17 protein-coding genes are annotated in these 17,192 nt (G+C 43.5%); 7 read left to right on the top strand and 10 right to left on the bottom strand.

Annotated elements, in window-relative coordinates; all coding sequences use genetic code 11:
* Positions 1–43: 43 nt before the first annotated feature.
* From L4C32_RS04850 to L4C32_RS04860, 3 genes are all read right to left on the bottom strand, one after another.
* Positions 44–706, bottom strand: a complete 663-nt coding sequence (locus L4C32_RS04850) for an alpha/beta hydrolase (RefSeq protein ID WP_428195728.1) — start codon at positions 704–706, stop codon at positions 44–46.
* Positions 706–897: a YwbE family protein gene (locus L4C32_RS04855; protein ID WP_428195729.1), complete on the bottom strand. Its 192-nt coding sequence runs from the start codon at positions 895–897 to the stop codon at positions 706–708. The genes L4C32_RS04850 and L4C32_RS04855 overlap by 1 nt, the downstream gene beginning before the upstream one ends.
* 128 nt (positions 898–1,025) lie before the next feature.
* Positions 1,026–1,949 carry a LysR family transcriptional regulator gene (locus tag L4C32_RS04860; protein WP_428195730.1) on the bottom strand — a complete coding sequence of 308 codons (924 nt, stop codon included), beginning with the start codon at positions 1,947–1,949 and terminating at the stop codon, positions 1,026–1,028.
* A gap of 259 nt (positions 1,950–2,208) precedes the next feature.
* Here L4C32_RS04860 and L4C32_RS04865 point away from each other — a divergent pair, with 259 nt between their 5' ends.
* Positions 2,209–3,306, top strand: a complete 1,098-nt coding sequence (locus L4C32_RS04865) for an alkene reductase (RefSeq protein WP_428195731.1) — start codon at positions 2,209–2,211, stop codon at positions 3,304–3,306.
* Between the two features lie 116 nt (positions 3,307–3,422).
* Here the strand turns inward: L4C32_RS04865 and L4C32_RS04870 are convergent, their stop codons facing one another.
* From L4C32_RS04870 to ddaH, 6 genes are all read right to left on the bottom strand, one after another.
* Entirely contained in the window at positions 3,423–5,123 is a 1,701-nt protein-coding gene (locus L4C32_RS04870; RefSeq protein ID WP_428195732.1) for an FAD-dependent oxidoreductase, read from the bottom strand.
* Between the two features lie 252 nt (positions 5,124–5,375).
* Positions 5,376–6,161: an ABC transporter permease gene (locus tag L4C32_RS04875; protein WP_428195733.1), complete on the bottom strand. Its 786-nt coding sequence runs from the start codon at positions 6,159–6,161 to the stop codon at positions 5,376–5,378.
* On the bottom strand, positions 6,145–6,870 hold the full coding sequence (locus L4C32_RS04880) for an ABC transporter permease (RefSeq protein WP_428195734.1): 726 nt from the start codon (positions 6,868–6,870) through the stop codon (positions 6,145–6,147). The genes L4C32_RS04875 and L4C32_RS04880 overlap by 17 nt, the downstream gene beginning before the upstream one ends.
* Before the next feature lie 42 nt (positions 6,871–6,912).
* Positions 6,913–7,686: a transporter substrate-binding domain-containing protein gene (locus L4C32_RS04885; RefSeq protein WP_428195735.1), complete on the bottom strand. Its 774-nt coding sequence runs from the start codon at positions 7,684–7,686 to the stop codon at positions 6,913–6,915.
* A gap of 33 nt (positions 7,687–7,719) precedes the next feature.
* On the bottom strand, positions 7,720–8,478 hold the full coding sequence (locus L4C32_RS04890) for an ABC transporter ATP-binding protein (RefSeq protein ID WP_428195744.1): 759 nt from the start codon (positions 8,476–8,478) through the stop codon (positions 7,720–7,722).
* 45 nt (positions 8,479–8,523) lie between these two features.
* The gene (gene ddaH / locus L4C32_RS04895; protein WP_428195736.1) at positions 8,524–9,288 is read right to left on the bottom strand and encodes a dimethylargininase; all 765 of its coding nucleotides are present in this window, start codon (positions 9,286–9,288) and stop codon (positions 8,524–8,526) included.
* 266 nt (positions 9,289–9,554) lie between these two features.
* On the opposite strand from ddaH, the gene L4C32_RS04900 reads away from it, so the two are divergent.
* Entirely contained in the window at positions 9,555–10,982 is a 1,428-nt protein-coding gene (locus L4C32_RS04900) for a sigma-54 interaction domain-containing protein (protein WP_428195737.1), read from the top strand.
* Between the two features lie 28 nt (positions 10,983–11,010).
* Here the strand turns inward: L4C32_RS04900 and L4C32_RS04905 are convergent, their stop codons facing one another.
* Positions 11,011–11,196 (bottom strand): YgaP family membrane protein, encoded by a 186-nt coding sequence (locus L4C32_RS04905; RefSeq protein WP_428195745.1) that lies wholly within the window; start codon positions 11,194–11,196, stop codon positions 11,011–11,013.
* A 148-nt stretch (positions 11,197–11,344) separates the two neighbouring features.
* Here L4C32_RS04905 and L4C32_RS04910 point away from each other — a divergent pair, with 148 nt between their 5' ends.
* Genes L4C32_RS04910 through L4C32_RS04930 form a run of 5 tightly spaced genes read left to right on the top strand, consistent with a single transcriptional unit; the run spans position 11,345 to position 16,994 of the window.
* On the top strand, positions 11,345–11,674 hold the full coding sequence (locus L4C32_RS04910; protein ID WP_428195738.1) for an ArsR/SmtB family transcription factor: 330 nt from the start codon (positions 11,345–11,347) through the stop codon (positions 11,672–11,674).
* A gap of 4 nt (positions 11,675–11,678) precedes the next feature.
* The gene (locus L4C32_RS04915) at positions 11,679–12,095 is read left to right on the top strand and encodes a YeeE/YedE family protein (RefSeq protein ID WP_428195739.1); all 417 of its coding nucleotides are present in this window, start codon (positions 11,679–11,681) and stop codon (positions 12,093–12,095) included.
* A 9-nt stretch (positions 12,096–12,104) separates the two neighbouring features.
* Positions 12,105–12,557, top strand: a complete 453-nt coding sequence (locus L4C32_RS04920) for a DUF6691 family protein (RefSeq protein ID WP_428195740.1) — start codon at positions 12,105–12,107, stop codon at positions 12,555–12,557.
* Positions 12,558–12,582: 25 nt separating this feature from the next.
* On the top strand, positions 12,583–15,936 hold the full coding sequence (locus tag L4C32_RS04925) for an efflux RND transporter permease subunit (protein ID WP_428195741.1): 3,354 nt from the start codon (positions 12,583–12,585) through the stop codon (positions 15,934–15,936).
* On the top strand, positions 15,933–16,994 hold the full coding sequence (locus tag L4C32_RS04930; RefSeq protein WP_428195742.1) for an efflux RND transporter periplasmic adaptor subunit: 1,062 nt from the start codon (positions 15,933–15,935) through the stop codon (positions 16,992–16,994). The genes L4C32_RS04925 and L4C32_RS04930 overlap by 4 nt, the downstream gene beginning before the upstream one ends.
* The last annotated feature ends 198 nt before the right edge of the window (positions 16,995–17,192 follow it).

Consider the following 17,192-nt stretch of genomic DNA (forward strand, 5'->3'; position numbering starts at 1 on the left):
CTTAGCTGTAATAAGATTTACTCTACGAATTGTATAAGCACACTTATAAATTGAGGGTCTTTTTAAGCCAAACCGCAATATCTTTAATCTCTTCCATACACACACTGTGTTCCATCGGATAAGTAGACCAATTCGGTTTGAAATGGGCAGCGATAAGATCGTTCACCGCATCTTGACCCATCTCTGGCAATACAACTGGATCAAAATCTCCGTGCATCACCTCTATCGGCAGCTCACGGTTAGCCTCTGAGTACTTAATAGAGTGAGACGTTGGAAAATAGGTCGATAACGTCAACAAGCCTGCTAAAGGTTTGGGATAACTCAACGCCGTTTGATAAGCCACTGCGCCTCCTTGAGAGAAGCCGGCCAAAATAATGCGATCGCTGCTAATGCCTTTTGCGCACTCTTGATCAATAAGCAGAGAGACTTGTCTGGCAGAACTCAACAGTTGTTGCGCGTTTAATTCACGCTTTAACCCCATCGACATAATGTCATACCACGCTGGCATAATTGCTCCCCCATTAATGGTGATAGCAATTGAAGGAGAGTGTGGGAATATAAATCGAATTGGCGCCTCTTCTGGCAAATTAAGTTCTGGTAAAACACCTTCAAAATCATGACCGTTTGATCCCAGACCATGAAGCCATATAACCGTTGCGGTTGCCTCAACTTTTGGCTCGATCAATACATACTTAAGTGTGCTCATTAATAAATTCCTTTTACACGGCCCACATCACCACTCTCAAGACGCACCTTAATGCCGTGTGGGTGAGTCGGTGATTTGGTTAGAATGTCTTTCACAATGCCATTGGTTAATTTACCACTGCGTTGATCTTGTTTAAGCACAATATCCACTTCTAAACCAATTTTAATATCCGAACGATTGCTGCCTGACATACCAGTTCCTTTTATCTGATGAAAGGCAAATAGTATCACTTCGCTGCTACTGGGTTCCATTAAATATGAGGATATAAAAAACCAAGAAACTCTACATGTAGATAGAGAAGCACTGCCTACCATTTTTCTTACTTTTCAACTAAATCGTTGAATCTTTCAAAAAGAAAATCTAAGAATAGCCGGATTCGTTTTGGCTGGTACTTCTTACTGATATACACAACATTCAAATCGGCACTCGATACTGACGTCGATGTATTGAAGTTCTTCATATACCCGTTGAGTACAGTAATAAGATGCCGGTTATTAATATCAGCTTGCACGTCTAGGACCGATTTAAGTGCTATCCCTGCTCCCTCTAATGCCCAGCGTCTAATGACCTCGCCATCATCTGAGAATCGCTTAGGCACAACTGTAATTGAGTGCTTATGATCTTGTCCCTGGAAATGCCATGTCTTTAGCTCCTCATTGCTGCTTAGCATTACTAGACAGTCATGATTAACCAAGTCTTGTGGCTTTAATGGCGTTCCATACTTTGCCAAGTAATTAGGCGAAGCACATAGCACTCGTCGGCTTGGTGATAGTCGTCGTGAAATCAAACTGCTATCAGTAAGCTCTCCATAACGAATTACAATATCCATACCGGATTCGGGTATGTGGGAGATGTGATCATTTAAATATAGATATGGCACGACATCTGGGTACAGTTCCAAGAACTCATTCACTATAGGAAGAATATACTGTTTACCAATATCCTTTGGCGCGACTATCTTTAACGAGCCTTTAATCTCTTTCACACCATTCTGGATAAGGTTCTCAGCTTCACTTACCGTATCCAATATTTCAATACAGGCGTTGTAATAAAGTTCTCCAGAATCTGTCAATGCCATATGCCTTGTACTCCGGTTAAGAAGCTTCACACCGTACCTTTCTTCAAGCGCTTGAAGTCTTGCTGTCACGGTAGCAGGAGATAGACCAAGGTCACGCCCAGCGGCTGCAAGACCACGGTGTTTCACAATACTCACGAACATTGCCATATCAGAAAACTTATCCACTCTCACCCTCCTATTATTCAGATTAACCGAATAATGATTTCATATATTTACCAATTATTAAAATATAACAGATGAATATAATGGCACCATTAACAAAACATAACAGTATGAAAAAGGTAACCCACCGTAAACAAAGAAAAGCGGCTAGACAAAAAAGTTCACGTATAGGCTATGCAGATGGCATGCAAAATTACCACTGGATTCTTACCCATTGATAACAAAAGAAAAATTGTTACACAACTAGAATAAGATGAATATTATGAGAAAATTATTCCAAAAAACAAACCTGAAAAACTTGGATTTACAAAACCGCATAGTAATGGCCCCAATGACTCGCGCTCGCACAAGTCAACCAGGCAACATACCAAATGATATGATGGCGACATACTATAAACAAAGAGCGACAGCTGGTTTAATTATCACAGAGGCAACACAAATCTCAGATGATTCTCAAGGATATTCGTTTACTCCTGGAGTTTATACTGATGAGCAAGTAAAAGGTTGGGAGCCAATTGTAAAAGCGGCTCATAAAGAAGGCGCAGCAATATTCTGTCAACTATGGCATGTCGGGCGTGTCTCTCACCCCACTTTCCAAAAAGGTGAACGACCTATTGCACCATCAGCTCTTGCTCCTGTTGAAACCCAAGTTTGGATATCAGATGCAGAAGGTAACGGCAACATGGTTGACTGTATTCAACCTCGTGCGATGACTCAGGTCGATATCGAACGCGTAGTTAAAGACTTCGCATGCTCTGCAAAACGCGCAGTAGATGCTGGTTTTAATGGGGTAGAAATTCATGGTGGTAATGGCTACCTTATCGATCAGTTCCTACGTACAAACTCAAACAAGCGTACTGACAACTATGGCGGTACTCGTGAAAACCGGATCCGCTTCCTTCTTAAAGTTGTTGATGCTGTGACCGAAGCAATTGGTGCTGATAAAGTGGGGGTTCGTCTTGCTCCGTTCATTACATTTAAAGATATGAATTGCCCAGATATCGTTCCAACAATCCTTGAAGCATCGAAAGAACTACAAGATCGTGATATTGCTTACCTGCACTTATCAGAAGCGGATTGGGATGATGCGCCAATGATCCCTGAAAGCTTCCGCATTGCGTTACGAAACCGTTTCACTAACACGATCATTGTTGCTGGTAGCTACACTCAAGAACGCGCAGATGAAGTGCTAAACAAACAATACGCTGACCTAGTAGCCTTCGGTCGACCATTTGTATCTAATCCAGATTTGGTATCACGCTTGGAGAACGATTATAAACTCGCTGATCTGAATGGCGCGACTCTGTTTGGAGGTAATGAACATGGCTACATTGATTATCCTGAATTCAGCAAAGTATAAACAACTAAGGAGGTACGCTCTTAAGGGTGATTCTCATACAAAGCTTGTACAGCATACTGATCTCCAGAAAATAGGAGTAGGAGAGAAGCAACGCTCCCTCCAAATCGTTCCATTCTTTATACTTGAGCGAATGTATAGGTACGATACCCACCAATCAAGTTACGGGCTTTATATCCGCGGTTAACTAACTGACGGTAAGCCACATTACCGCGCAAGCCGACTTGACAGTAAATCACAATCTCTTTCTCTTTTGGCAGCTCATCCATCCGCTGACGCAGCTGATCGAGGGGGATGTTGACTGCTCCCGGCAAGGAACCATTTTTTAGCTCACCAGGGTTACGTACATCGAGCAGCAGTTGGTTTTCACTTAAGTTATCGATCTCATCAAAGTGAATCGCTGTTGAATCACCCTGCATTAAGTTATTAGCAACAAACGCCGCTTGGTTGATCACATCTTTTGCACTGCCATATGGCGGCGCATAACTGAGCTCAAGGTGTTGTAGCTGATCAACTGTCATACCAGCACGCTGGGCCACGGCCATCACGTCAATTCGTTTATCAACACCATCCTTTCCTACCGCTTGTGCTCCTAGTATTTTTCCAGATTGTGGTGAGTACAGCATTTTAAAAGAGACGATTTCAGCTCCCGGATAGTAGCCGGCATGGCTAGTAGTGTGGACATAGACTTTTTCATAATCGATGCCATCACGCTGCAAACTTTTTTCGTTTTTCCCCACGGTGCCAACAGCCAAATCAAACACTTTACAGATCGCAGTCCCTTGAGTCCCTTGATACGTCTGTTGACGTCCTAACATGTTGTCTGCGGCCATTCGTCCTTGACGATTAGCCGGCCCAGCTAAAGGAACTAGCGCGGGTTCGCCAGTAACAAAATCAGGCTCTTCAATAGCATCACCTACCGCATAAATGGCTGGATCACTGGTCTGCATTGCGGCGTTGGTCTTGATTCCACCTAATGCGCCAATCTCTAAGCCAGCATCAACCGCTAACGTCGTTTCGGGTTTCACCCCTATCGCCATGATAAGCAAATCAGTATCAAGAGTATCGCCACTGTTTAACGTCAATACTAAGTGGCCAGCTAGGTGCTGATGCTCAATGGATTCACCAGACTCAATACTAGCAACGGTGTCAGTCGCCGTATACTTGATTGACTCAAGCGCGACACCAAGGCGAAGATCGACCCCTTGACCGCGTATCTCATGATGAACAAATCCTGCCATTTCTCTATCTACAGGTGTCATCACTTGGTCAGAAAGCTCGATTAAAGTGGTTTTAATACCGAGGTGAACAAAGGCTTCCATCATCTCTAAACCAATAAATCCACCGCCTACCACAGTGGCATGTTCCACTTTATTCAGCGCAATGGATTGTAGAATCTTATCCATATCAGGAATATTCCGTAATGAATGAGTCAATGGGTTATCCACGCCAGGAATGGGGGGAACCACAGGGCCAGCCCCTGGACTTAAAAGCAGAAAATCGTAACTCTCAACATATTCGCTGTTGTCAGCTAGGGTACGTATCGTGACGGTTTTCTTCTGACGGTCAATACCCACGACTTCACTCTGCACCCGTACATCCACATTAAAGCGACTTAAAAAACTTTCCGGAGTTTGCAGCAGCAGCTTACTGCGATCTTTGATTTCACCTCCAATGTGATATGGCAATCCACAGTTGGCAAAAGAGACATATGGACTCCGCTCAAACATGATGATCTCAGCATCTTCACTTAATCTACGCGCTCTTGCTGCTGCTGAAGCGCCACCCGCGACGCCACCTACTATTACAATTTTTGTCATTGTATTACTCCGAGAAAAGTCATTTATTCTTACTATTATAAAATAAAGCAAAATCTAATATAATAAATACTAAATTAGCATAAGCTTAATGAAGTTGTCCACTTTATTTCTGTTGGAAATGTGCATTCATAGAGATTTGAAATATACACAAGCCGATAGTAATAATGTAGTAAGCACAAAAAAAGTGATTGATATCAGCTATCAATCACTCATTAAAACGCCCACTTCGTTCAAAAATACGAAAACACGGAGTCACCGCACCTGTATGGCTTTCTTATTCTCAAAGTATCTAAACCCTAATGTGATCAGCCCAGCAATCGTAAGGTAAATGAGGGCCACCATGATAAGAGGTTCATAAATAATGTATGTCTCTTGACGAATTCTCGCAAAAACCGCGTACACATCAACAAAAGAGATCGTTGCCACTAACGGTGTTGCTTTCAATTGCAGAATCATTTCACCATTTAATGTGGGTAATACGCGTTGAATCGCTCTCGGTAACCAAATACGTCTAAACACGGTAGAAGGAGACATCCCCATAGAAACGGCGGCTTCGAGCTCTCCTTTGGGCACTCCTTTAAGTGCTCCGCGCATTATTTCCCCCTCATAACCTGCAAATGAAAGCGTCAGAGCAACAAATGCATATGGCCAAACTTCAATTAGATAGGGCCATAACCAGCTTTGACGTATTCCTGGTATATATGGAAATAAAGAGCCAAGCCCATAATACAACAGCCACAATTGAAGCAATATGGGTGTGCCTCGGATTACAGTGCAAAAGCCATGGGCCAACCTTGCTAGTGGTTTAGGGCCCTTTACTTGCGCCAACCCTAAAAAAACACTAAAAATAAAACCAGCAATTATTGTGCTGAACAAGAGTAATATCGTTCTCCATAATCCGGAAAATATGTCGCTCCAATAGTGATCTATCCATTGCCAATTAAGGCCAGTTATCGCTAAGGCACATAATACTGCACTGAAGATAATCAACACGATTCGGTGTGGTTGAAAAAAAGACCCATTAACCATATCGCGCATCCTTATTTAGCCGCTTTTCGGCATATTTGAACATTTGATCTGAAATGATAGTCACGACCAAATATAGGATCCCTGCAGCGAACAAAAAAAGAAAATAGCTTTTGGTCGCCCCTGCTGCTTGCCGCGCTACCAGTGTCAGTTCAGTAAAGCCAACCACTGCTAATAACGCGGTATCTTTGGTGGCGATCAGCCACAAGTTTGACATCCCAGGCAACGCTCCTGGTAACATTTCAGGAATAATAATTCGGTAGAAAATAACAAACGGATGCATTCCAAAACTTTGCGCCGCTTCAATATGACCCATTGGAATGGAATTAATTGCCCCTCTGATCACTTCCGTTGCATAGGCCCCTTGAACAATTGCAATAACAATGACACCTGCAACAAAACCATTAATTTCAATTTTCTCCATACCCAGTGAACTAATTAAGTGGTTAACTAATTCAGGTAGTGCAAAGTAAACCAACAAAATCAGTACCAATTCAGGGATGGAGCGGACTACAGTGGTGTAAATGATGACCAAATCTTTGATCATCAAGTGTTTGCTTCTACTTGCATTCGCACCAAATATTCCGATAACAAGCCCTAACAAGTAACCCAATCCCGCCACCTGTAAAGAGACCAGTAATCCATCCCATAGATATCCCCCCCAACCCGGTGGGGAGAATGACAACAACTCTAATGCGCTCGCTTTCTGATAGTCGATCATTCACTCTCCATTGAAAAAAAGCCCAACGAATTGGGCTAATTTCTAGTTTCCATAAATGTTAAATTCAAAGTATTTTTGAGTGATTTTGTCGTACTCCCCACTCTTTCTTATCGCATTAATGGCTGAATTAAGCTGAGTCTTTAGCTCATCGTTTCCTTTCCTAAGTCCAAAACCAATTCCTTTTCCTAACAGAATCTCATCGTACTTCACCAATCCTGCCGAAGAACAACACAGATTGCCTTCGTTACTTTTTAGAAAACCTTCAAGCACTAACGCATCCGCTAACGTTGCATCAACTCTTCCAGAGAAAAGATCTTGGTTAGCTTCATCTTGAGTTTGATACTCTTTAATTGTTGCCCCTTTAAAGTGCTTTAAGGCGTAAGATTGGTGTATTGAACCTGACTGAACACCAATTTTGAAGCCAGACACTCCCTTAGAAGTAGCAGCAATATCACTACCGCTGGCTATCGCTAAGCTAGCCCCCGTTTGATAATATTTCTCTGAAAAATCAATCACTTTACTTCTCTCATCAGTTATAGAGAGCGATGCTGCAATAACATCGATCTTTTCTCTTATCAAAGAGGGAATGATCCCATCCCAAGATGTCGCCACAAACTCACACTTTAAATTGGCTTCAGTACAGATCGCGTTGGTAATATCGATCTCCCATCCTGTATAGTTCCCTGCAGAGTTTGGAACCGAAAATGGCGGGTAGGCTTCTGTCGCTATCCCGATACGTACCGTTTCAGCTTGCGCTTGAGACAAAAGAGTGCCACTAAAAATGCACGATAAAAATAAAAGTTTACCTATCTTCATAATATTCTATCCTTGAAAAGAACCCTGTTTGGATTAGTAAATTGATTTAATAAATTGCTTAAGTCGTTCCGATTTTGGTGATTTGAATATCTGCTCTGGTGTTCCTTGCTCTTCAATTTTCCCCTCTGCTAAAAACACAATTTTGTCTGCAACTTCTGCCGCAAACTTCATTTCATGTGTCACTATGATCATCGTTCTCCCTTCATCAGCTAACTCCGACATCACAGCGAGAACTTCACCCACTAATTCGGGATCAAGTGCAGACGTAGGTTCATCAAACAGCATTACCTCAGGGTCAACAGCTAGAGCACGCGCAATGGCCGCTCGTTGTTGTTGCCCACCGGATAACAGTGATGGATACATATCCCGCTTGTCGATTAACCCCACTCTCTCTAATAGTTTATGAGCGTTCCTTCTTGCATCAGCTTTAGAGTGGCCAAGCACATGCACTGGAACCTCCATAATATTTTGCTCTAGTGTCAGGTGAGGCCAGAGGTTAAAGTCTTGAAACACCATCGCCAGCTTAGTTCGCAATGAGCGCAGTTGTTTCATATCCACTACGCTTAACGAACCATCTTTAACGGGTTTAAACTTAACGTCTTCACCCAGTAGCATCATCCTGTCTACCGATTGAGGGATTTCTAAAAGATTTAAACAGCGCAATGTCGTTGATTTGCCTGAGCCACTGCCGCCAATCAAAGCAATCACCTCTCCACGGCAAGCTTTTAGGTCAATACCTTTAAGCACTTCAACATGGTTAAAAGACTTATGTAAATTAGTCACTTCTACTATGACTTGCTGCTCTTTGATTTTTATAATTGCCCCCTTAACACATGTTTAGAAACGCAATGACATGCAACTGACTCCACCATCGACTTTTCTATATTCCGACGTGTCGATTATAGTGACGTTGTAACCAAGCTCTTTAATTTTACTCTCCGTATTGGGGTAACCACTTGGCATGATCACTGAGCCATTCACCCATATACAATTTGCCGCGTAGCTTTCACTTTCAGGGATCTCAATGATATTCAGATGAGCAAATTCGGCTTTATCTACGAACTCGCCCGCGGCTAATAAATTGCCATTTTCAAGGTAGGCCAATCCGGTTTTTAGATGCAGGACTTTTTCCATTGTCACTAGGCGCCCAGTTAGACCATACTTGTTAAGTATTTGAACTAGCTGCTCAGCCCCCTGAACATTAGTACGCTCTGACAAACCAATATAGAAGGTATCGTCAACCATCATTACATCCCCAGCATCAAGCGTGCCAGGCGCCTCAATGTGTTCAACCTTATCGCCATAGAATCGACGTAACGCAGGTTCAATAGTGTCAATCTCCCCCCGTCGGCTATCTGCTCCTGGACGAGTCACGATTCCGCAATGTTTGGTGCACAATGCAGGGTCTTCGACAAATACTGAATCAGGGTACTCTTCAAGTGCAGGCAATAGCAGTATCTCAACACCACAACCTCGCAGTGCATCCAAATAAGCTAAATGCTGCTTCATAGCCACTTCATAATTAGGTTTTCCCTCATCGGCTGAAGAGATCCCATTAACTAACGATTTACTGGGTGTGCGAGCAATAATGTATTTGAACATAACGATTCCTTCCTACAATCAATATAAAAGTTCTTCCTTGTACTTAGCGAATTTCATGCCAAGTAAAAAAAGTCTTATAAAACAATATTATAAATAAAATACGTAACAATTGACGTCCATAGCAATGCCGAAATTTAGTCACTGATGATTTTTCAGCACCGAATGTAAACCCATTGAAAAATGTGAACTTATTGTTAATGAAACGGTGGAAATAAGTTAATTTACATGATTTAATGTGATGATATTTCGGCACCTAGGAAAGAGTAATGGATCATTCACCTTCGCAATTACTGCCGTGGTTAACCCAGTTAATGGTGGTGTTTGATAGCATAAACAGCTCGTGCATCGTGATTGATGCTAGCGAAACCATTGTCGCTTACAACGAGGTGAGCGCCAGAATCGATGATACTCCCGTAAGTAAAATCATTAACCGTAAACTATTAACTGCCTTCCCTAGTCTCACAAGAAACAGCAGTTCAATGCTGAATGTATTGCGAAGTGGCAATGCCATTTGGAATAAGCCTCAAAGCTATCAAACCGCCGCAGGCAAAGTGATGACTCTCACCTCTTCCACTTTCCCTATTGCGAGCCCTGACGGTGAAGTGATGTTTGTCGTGGAAGTTGTGCACGATATCAGTAACTTACGTCAGCTAACGGATCAGGTCATCCACCTAACAGAGACACTGAAAGAAGCCAGCCATCAGGCCAGCCAAGAGTTGCATATTGTTACCAATAATAAGCACTTTAAACGGGTCCTTAAAGATGTAATGTGTTTCGCCCAAACTCAGTTACCCGTACTAATCGCTGGTGAAACTGGGACAGGAAAAGAGCTCATTGCTCGTTATCTTCATTTACATAGCGCACAAAAAAACCAATCCATGGTCAGCCTCAATTGCGCAGCTATTCCGCTAACCTTAATTGAAAGCACTTTGTTTGGTACCGTTAAGGGGGCATTTAGTGGTGCAGAGAACAAAAAAGGGTTATTAGAACTAGCAGATGGGGGCGTGTTGTTCCTTGATGAAATAAACTCCATGCCCATCGAAGTACAAAGTAAATTGTTACGGGTTGTTCAAGATGGTTGTTTTCGACCTTTGGGTGGACAGGTTGAAAAGAAAGTAAGTATTCGTTATATCTCTGCGATGAACGAACAACCTGAAATCGCCATTCAAAAAAAACAGCTACGTGCCGATTTTTTTTATCGCCTTGGAGTATGTATGGTGGTGGTGCCGCCACTAAGGGATCGTCTCGACGATATCCCATACTTAGTGGAATGTTTCATTCGTAAACATAATCCACTGCTCAACGCGAATATCAAAGGCTACACCCCTGATTTTATTAAAGCACTAGAAAACAACTCATGGCCCGGCAATATCCGTATGTTAGAAAACACCCTACTGCGTAGCATGCTGATGTGCTCACAATCTAAAGATGATGTATTGAATCAACTTCATTTAAGAGATACAGAACACCCCCCTAGCCCACAAGCGCTAATCAATCACTCTCCAACAGACAGTTCACGAGACGGTGAAAGTGAACAATCACTTGCTGAACACTTAAATCAATACGAGAAACAGTTGTTGATTAACGCCATGGCTCACTGTAATGGCAATATTAGTAAAGTCGCTAGACAGTTTAACATTCCACGTACCACGCTACAGAGTAAGCTGAAAAAATTTGCATTAACGTCAAACTGATCTCTCATATTGAGATCAAGATTGCTGCCTATTTAAACCCTAGTTTTTTAAATGCCCAAGCTGCTGGGCAGATCCCTGTGTAGGCACTTTGAATCAAATTAAGCCCAATAAACAGTGTGAAATAGAAGAAGTTTGGGTGAACCCAGTGGGTTAACCCTACTGACAGTAAAACCATCACACCGGCAAAAACTCTGATCGCATTATCTAAAGTCATCATTTATCCCTCTCTCATCAATGTGTAAATGACTATAAGCTATTACTTAAGAATTGTCTAATTTAATTAATGCTAATAAAATTAAATCTAATTTAGCATTGACTTAACATGTGTTCATTATTAAAATATTAAACCAATAGGAGGGCTTATGATGAATTCGAATCGTTTTGATGCCAGTAAGGTTGAAGATAAAGCTGCAGAGGTGGTTGATTGGCTAAAAGTGATCGCCCACCCAGAACGTATGATGGTGTTGTGCCACCTTATTCATGGTGAACAAGCACTCAAAGACCTCAAAAGTCACTCCTCTTTAAGTCAATCAGCGCTATCGCAACACTTAGGTATTCTTAAAGAGCATAAATTGGTCTCCTTTAGAAAAGAGTCTCAGAGTGTCTTTTACTCTCTGAGCGATAAAAAAACGGCGCAACTGCTTACGGCAATACAACATATTTACTGTCACGACGACAATCACTTGGAGTAAAGAGATGATCACAGAAGTACCTTGGGCCGCACTGTTTGGTGGTGTGTTATTGGGTCTTTCCGCTGCCTTACTGTTATTAGTAAACGGCCGTATCGCTGGTATTAGCGGTATCCTCTCAGGCTTATTACAGCCTAAAAAATCCGATATCTCTTGGAGAGTCCTGTTTCTGATTGGCATGATATCCGCTGGAATGTTAGCCCCCTTATTTGGTTTCTCTTTACCGCAATCTTTACCGCAAACCTCAACCATTTGGATCGCTATCGCAGGATTGTTGGTTGGTATTGGTACTAAGCTAGCTAACGGTTGCACCAGCGGTCACGGAATCTGTGGCATGGGACGGCTCTCTAGCCGCTCGATCATTGCGACGATCATTTTTATGGCCGCTGCTTTTTTCACTGTCTATTTACGATTTCACGTTTAAGGGTTAGTAATGAATCGATTTATTGCATTAGTGTCAGGGTTACTGTTTGGTTTTGGCATGATGATATCCGGCATGGTTGACCCAATGAATGTACTTAATTTCTTGGATCTTGCCGGCAATTGGGACCCAAGTTTACTCTTTGTCATGGGCGGGGCTGTGATGGTCTTTATGCCGTTTTACTTCTTAGTCATCAAAAAGTTAGAACAACCTCTTTGTCACTCAGAATTTCATCTTGCTAAAAAAAGCAAAATTGATCTCAGACTCGTCACTGGATCACTGTTCTTTGGTGTCGGCTGGGGAATTGCCGGTTTTTGTCCCGGCCCGGTTGTGACCTCATTATCTAGTGGAAATAGTCATATTTATCTGTTTATTTCAACTATGCTGATTGGTATCTGGTTAGGCAGTTTACTCACCAACCGCAGCAATCCAGAATTAGTGGCCATTCAAGAGACAAGCCATTAAAAAATAACAATATGGAGGGAGTATCATGGACGTTAAATCAGGTATTGTTGGGAAGTTTCTCAATAGCTTCTTCCCTCCTATTTTAATCTTTACTCTGCTTCTGGCCGGCGCGATTTCGCTGACCATGACAGCGCGAGAAGAAGATCCCCAAATCATTGTTCCGATGGCTGATATTTTGGTGCAGGCCCCGGGATTGAGCCCATCGCAGATAGACAGTCAAATCACTCAGCCCCTTGAGAAGCTATTAAGCCAAATTGATGGTGTGGAAGATGTCTACTCCACCTCATTTAAAGGCTCAGCCCAAGTCACGGTTCGATTCTATGTGGGTGAAGCAAGAGAAGCATCACTGGTCAAACTGTACAACAAAATATACTCCAATCAAGATCGTATCCCCTCTTCCATCACTCACTGGATCATCAAACCCGTTGAAATTGATGACGTCGCGGTGGTGGTTGCGGCTCTATACAGCACCAAACCAGAATTAACCGGTAATGCGCCGCTTAGACGAATTGCCGAACAGGCGGTGGATCAACTGCAAGCTATTGATGATACCAACGCGGTCACCGTGGTTGGAGGTACCCCACGTAGCATCAATATTGCTCTCGATGCGGCAGCCATGGCCAGCCGAATGACCACCATAGAAGATATCCAACACGCTTTTTCGGTGACCAATCAGCATCAACAGCTAGGTAGCATTCATCAAAGTGGGGTGCGCTTTCAGTTAGAGAGTGGTCAGTTTTTTCAAAATAGCCAACAGGTTGAAAACAGCGTCATCAATGTGGTGAATGGCCAACCCGTCTACCTAAAAGACATTGCGACGGTGACCGATGGTGCCGATACTGCAACCAACCAAACTTGGTTTACATGGGGCCCTGCTGCCAGTCAATTTGATCAACGCACCAGCGAACCCTACCCAGCAGTATTTATTGCCATCGCAAAGAAAAAGGGCAGTAATGCGGTTTGGGTTGCCGATGACGCCGTCGCTCAACTCAAGCAGATGGCTTCCAACCAGTTTCCTGATCATGTCAATCTCTCTATCATCCGTAACTATGGTGACACCGCCAATGAGAAAGTGGGCAACCTGATCGCCAGTTTGGGTATTTCCATCCTTACCGTTGTAGTGTTTATTGGCGTCTTTCTTAATTGGCGTTCCGCTTTAGTGGTCGGGATCGCCATTCCCATCAGTTATGGTGCAGCCTTAACAATGGATTTAGCGTTTGGTTACACCATTAATCGAGTCACTCTATTTGCACTGATTTTAGCCCTTGGCCTGATTGTCGATGATCCCATCGCTAGCATCGATAACATCGAGCGATTTTTAAAACGCAAAGAACTCAGTAAGTCGAACGCGATTATTTTAGCCATGGCGGAGATCCGCAGTGCACTGTTAATGTCGACCGTAGCGATTGTGGTGGTGTTTACGCCCATGTTTTTCATCACCGGCATGATGGGCCCTTATATGGCACCCTTGGCTTTTAACGTGCCCGTCAGTGTGGTGTTCAGTACGGCAGTTGCCTTTCTGATCACTCCTTGGCTGGCGAAAAAGATATTAAAAACGGCTCATGATAAAGGTCATTACCAGATAGAGGAGTCTCTGTTTTATCGCTTTTATCATCGTTTGCTTACGCCCCTACTTAACAGTCGACGCAACAGTAAGCTTTTCTTACTGCTTATTGCGGTGCTATTCGCTCTCTCCGCGTCACTTCCAGCCCTTCGTTTAGTCCCGTTAAAGCTGCTGCCTTATGATAATAAAAATGAGTTTCAGATCATCGTTAATATGCCTGAGCAGAGTAATCTCGAACTCACCTCTAATGCGCTCAGTGATTTTAGTGATTACCTGCAACGAGTGCCTGAAGTAGTCTCGGTTTCAGGCTTTGCGGGTACTGCCTCACCAATGGACTTCAACGGTATGGTACGGCACTACTTCATGCGCGACCAAGCCTATCAAGGGGAGCTTCGGGTTGTGTTAGCGGAGAAAAATCAACGACCTCAGCAATCTCATGAATTGGTGGTGAGAATTCGCCACGATCTAGAGGTCATCGCTATCCAGCATCAAGCTGATATACAACTGGTTGAAACCCCACCAGGACCGCCAGTTATTGCGACACTCACCGCCGAGGTATATGGCAGTGCGCATACCCCTTATATTGAAATCCAGCAGGCTGCAGAGCAAGTTGCTACACGCATGAAAAGAGAACCATTTGTGTCGGAAGTTGATAGTTCCATTCAAGGGCAGATTGATACCTGGCAGTTTGTGGTTGATCAAGAGAAAGCCGCTTTATCGGGCATTGCCACCGCTGACATCAATCAAACACTGTTGGCAGCGAACAGCGGCATGGTCATCAGTTACTTACAAGATAGCCATGAACTGCATCCACTCCCTATCATCATTCGCCTGCCCACTCACAAAAGAGACAATCTTAATCAGTTAAACCAACTGTATGTGCGTGGCGCTCCAGGGATCACCAAAACCATCGAAAATGGCAAAGTCACTGATGCCGGACGTTCGATGGTACAACTCTCAGAGCTGGGGCAATTTATAAGAGCAGACTCTGAACAGCCGATCTATCGAAAAAACTTAAAACCGGTGGTGTATGTGTACGGTGAGTCCGTTGGCCGAGTCCCTTCTGAAATTGTGGCTGATATCATGACGGATCAACAACACAGCATAGCGGATATTCAAGACGGTGGAATCATCAACAGCTTAGCCAGTCGACACTACTTTAATAATGGTGGTGGCGATCACTGGGCTGTCAACACCGACATCTCTGTTGATTGGAGTGGAGAAGGCGAGTGGAAGATTACCCTCGATGTATTTAGGGATCTCGGCATTGGTTATGGGGTAGCGCTGCTTGGTGTCTTTGTCATTATGGTACTTCAAACCGGCCTGCCTGCAGTTTCTGGTATTATCATGCTGGCCATTCCTCTGACCGTAATTGGAATTATGCCCGGTTTCTGGATTCTCAACATGATTGGTACCACCCAAATAAATGGCATGCCCAACCCCGCTCTGTTTACCGCCACCGCCATGATCGGGATGATCGCGCTAGCAGGCATCGTGGTACGAAACTCACTGGTACTGATTGAGTTTATTCACCAATCGCTCAAAGCCGGCGAACCCTTGCAGAGCGCACTCATCAAAGCCGGTGCCGTCAGAATGAGGCCTATATTGCTCACTGCGGGAACCACCCTGTTAGGAAATATCGTCATCACTTTAGACCCAATATTTAATGGCCTCGCGTGGGCGGTCATCTTTGGTATTACTGCCTCAACCGTGTTTACCTTGGTCGTGATTCCAGTGGTCTATCACTTAGTTTACGCTAACCAAGCTGGGCACGGCATTGCGGTTACTTCCGTTCAAAAGGAGTCGGACCAATGAAAAATAAACTCATTATCGCTTTAGCATTTATCGGATTAGGTTTGCTGTTTGTCATGATGGCAGGCGGTTTTGAAAAAAAATTGGATATGGCACTACTACCAACTCAGACGCCCACATACCAATCACAGCCTACCGCAGAGGTGAGTTTGCAAGTGATTGATGCTTGGCAAACCTATACGGGTTCAATCATTGCCGATCAAAAAGTGACGTTATCAGCCCGAATTACTGCCCAAGTCGCCGATGTATTGGTGGATGTGGGTGATAGGGTAAAAGCGGGGGATATCTTAATTCGATTGGATAATCTGGATCTGAATGCACGAGTACGTCAAAACGAGCAAGCCATTGCCAGTGCTCAAGCTCAGCTTAATATTGCCCGAAAAGAGTACACTCGAACCCAATCGTTGGTCAGTAAAAAACTGGTGGCACAATCCAAACTAGACAGTGCACTGAGCACCCTGCAATCTGCAAAAGCCAACTTTAAACAAGCGCAAGCCTCATTAGATGAAGCGACCACCACTTACGGATACAGCATCATTGCTGCACCATTCGATGGGTTAATCACTCAGAAGAATGTGAATAAAGGGGACATCGCCTCACCGGGTGTAAACATGTTAGCCATGTACAATCCCGACTCGATGGTGATGCAGGCGTATATAGCAGCCAGTCAACGTCATCAACTAGCGCTTAATCAAACTTGGCCAGTATCACTTCCAGAACAAGATATTCGTCTGACCGGACATATTTCAGAAATTAACCCATCATCTGATGCCAACTCGAGAAGCATTGTGGTGAAGCTCAGTATCGATGCAAGTAACAAACAGCCACTCTTCCCTGGCACTTATGCCAAAGTCGCTATCAAAACAGGGACAAAATCTGCGTTGATCATCCCCGCTTCATCGGTATATCGAATCGGTCAACTGCAGTATGTAAAACTCATTAAAACAGATAACAGTATAGTGCCAAGATTGGTTGAGACCACCGTTGATGACAGTGGCTTATTGCGTGTCACTAAAGGGCTATCTTCGGAGGAGAGAGTACTGCTTGAACCTAATGATTAAGTAACAAAAATGCTACGGTAGGAATAATCGACAGACAAAAAAAAAGATGCGTCGACAGGGGATCGAGGCATCTTCTAACCGAATTCTTGGTTTAAAGATAGATAAAAAAATTACTGCCTATGGACAAGAGGTTCCAAAGACATGATGTTGAAGCGATACTTCACAATCGAAAAAATCATAGCACTCTATGACCTAGCC

The organism is Aliivibrio kagoshimensis (assembly GCF_050337105.1).
GTDB lineage: Bacteria > Pseudomonadota > Gammaproteobacteria > Enterobacterales > Vibrionaceae > Aliivibrio_A > Aliivibrio_A kagoshimensis.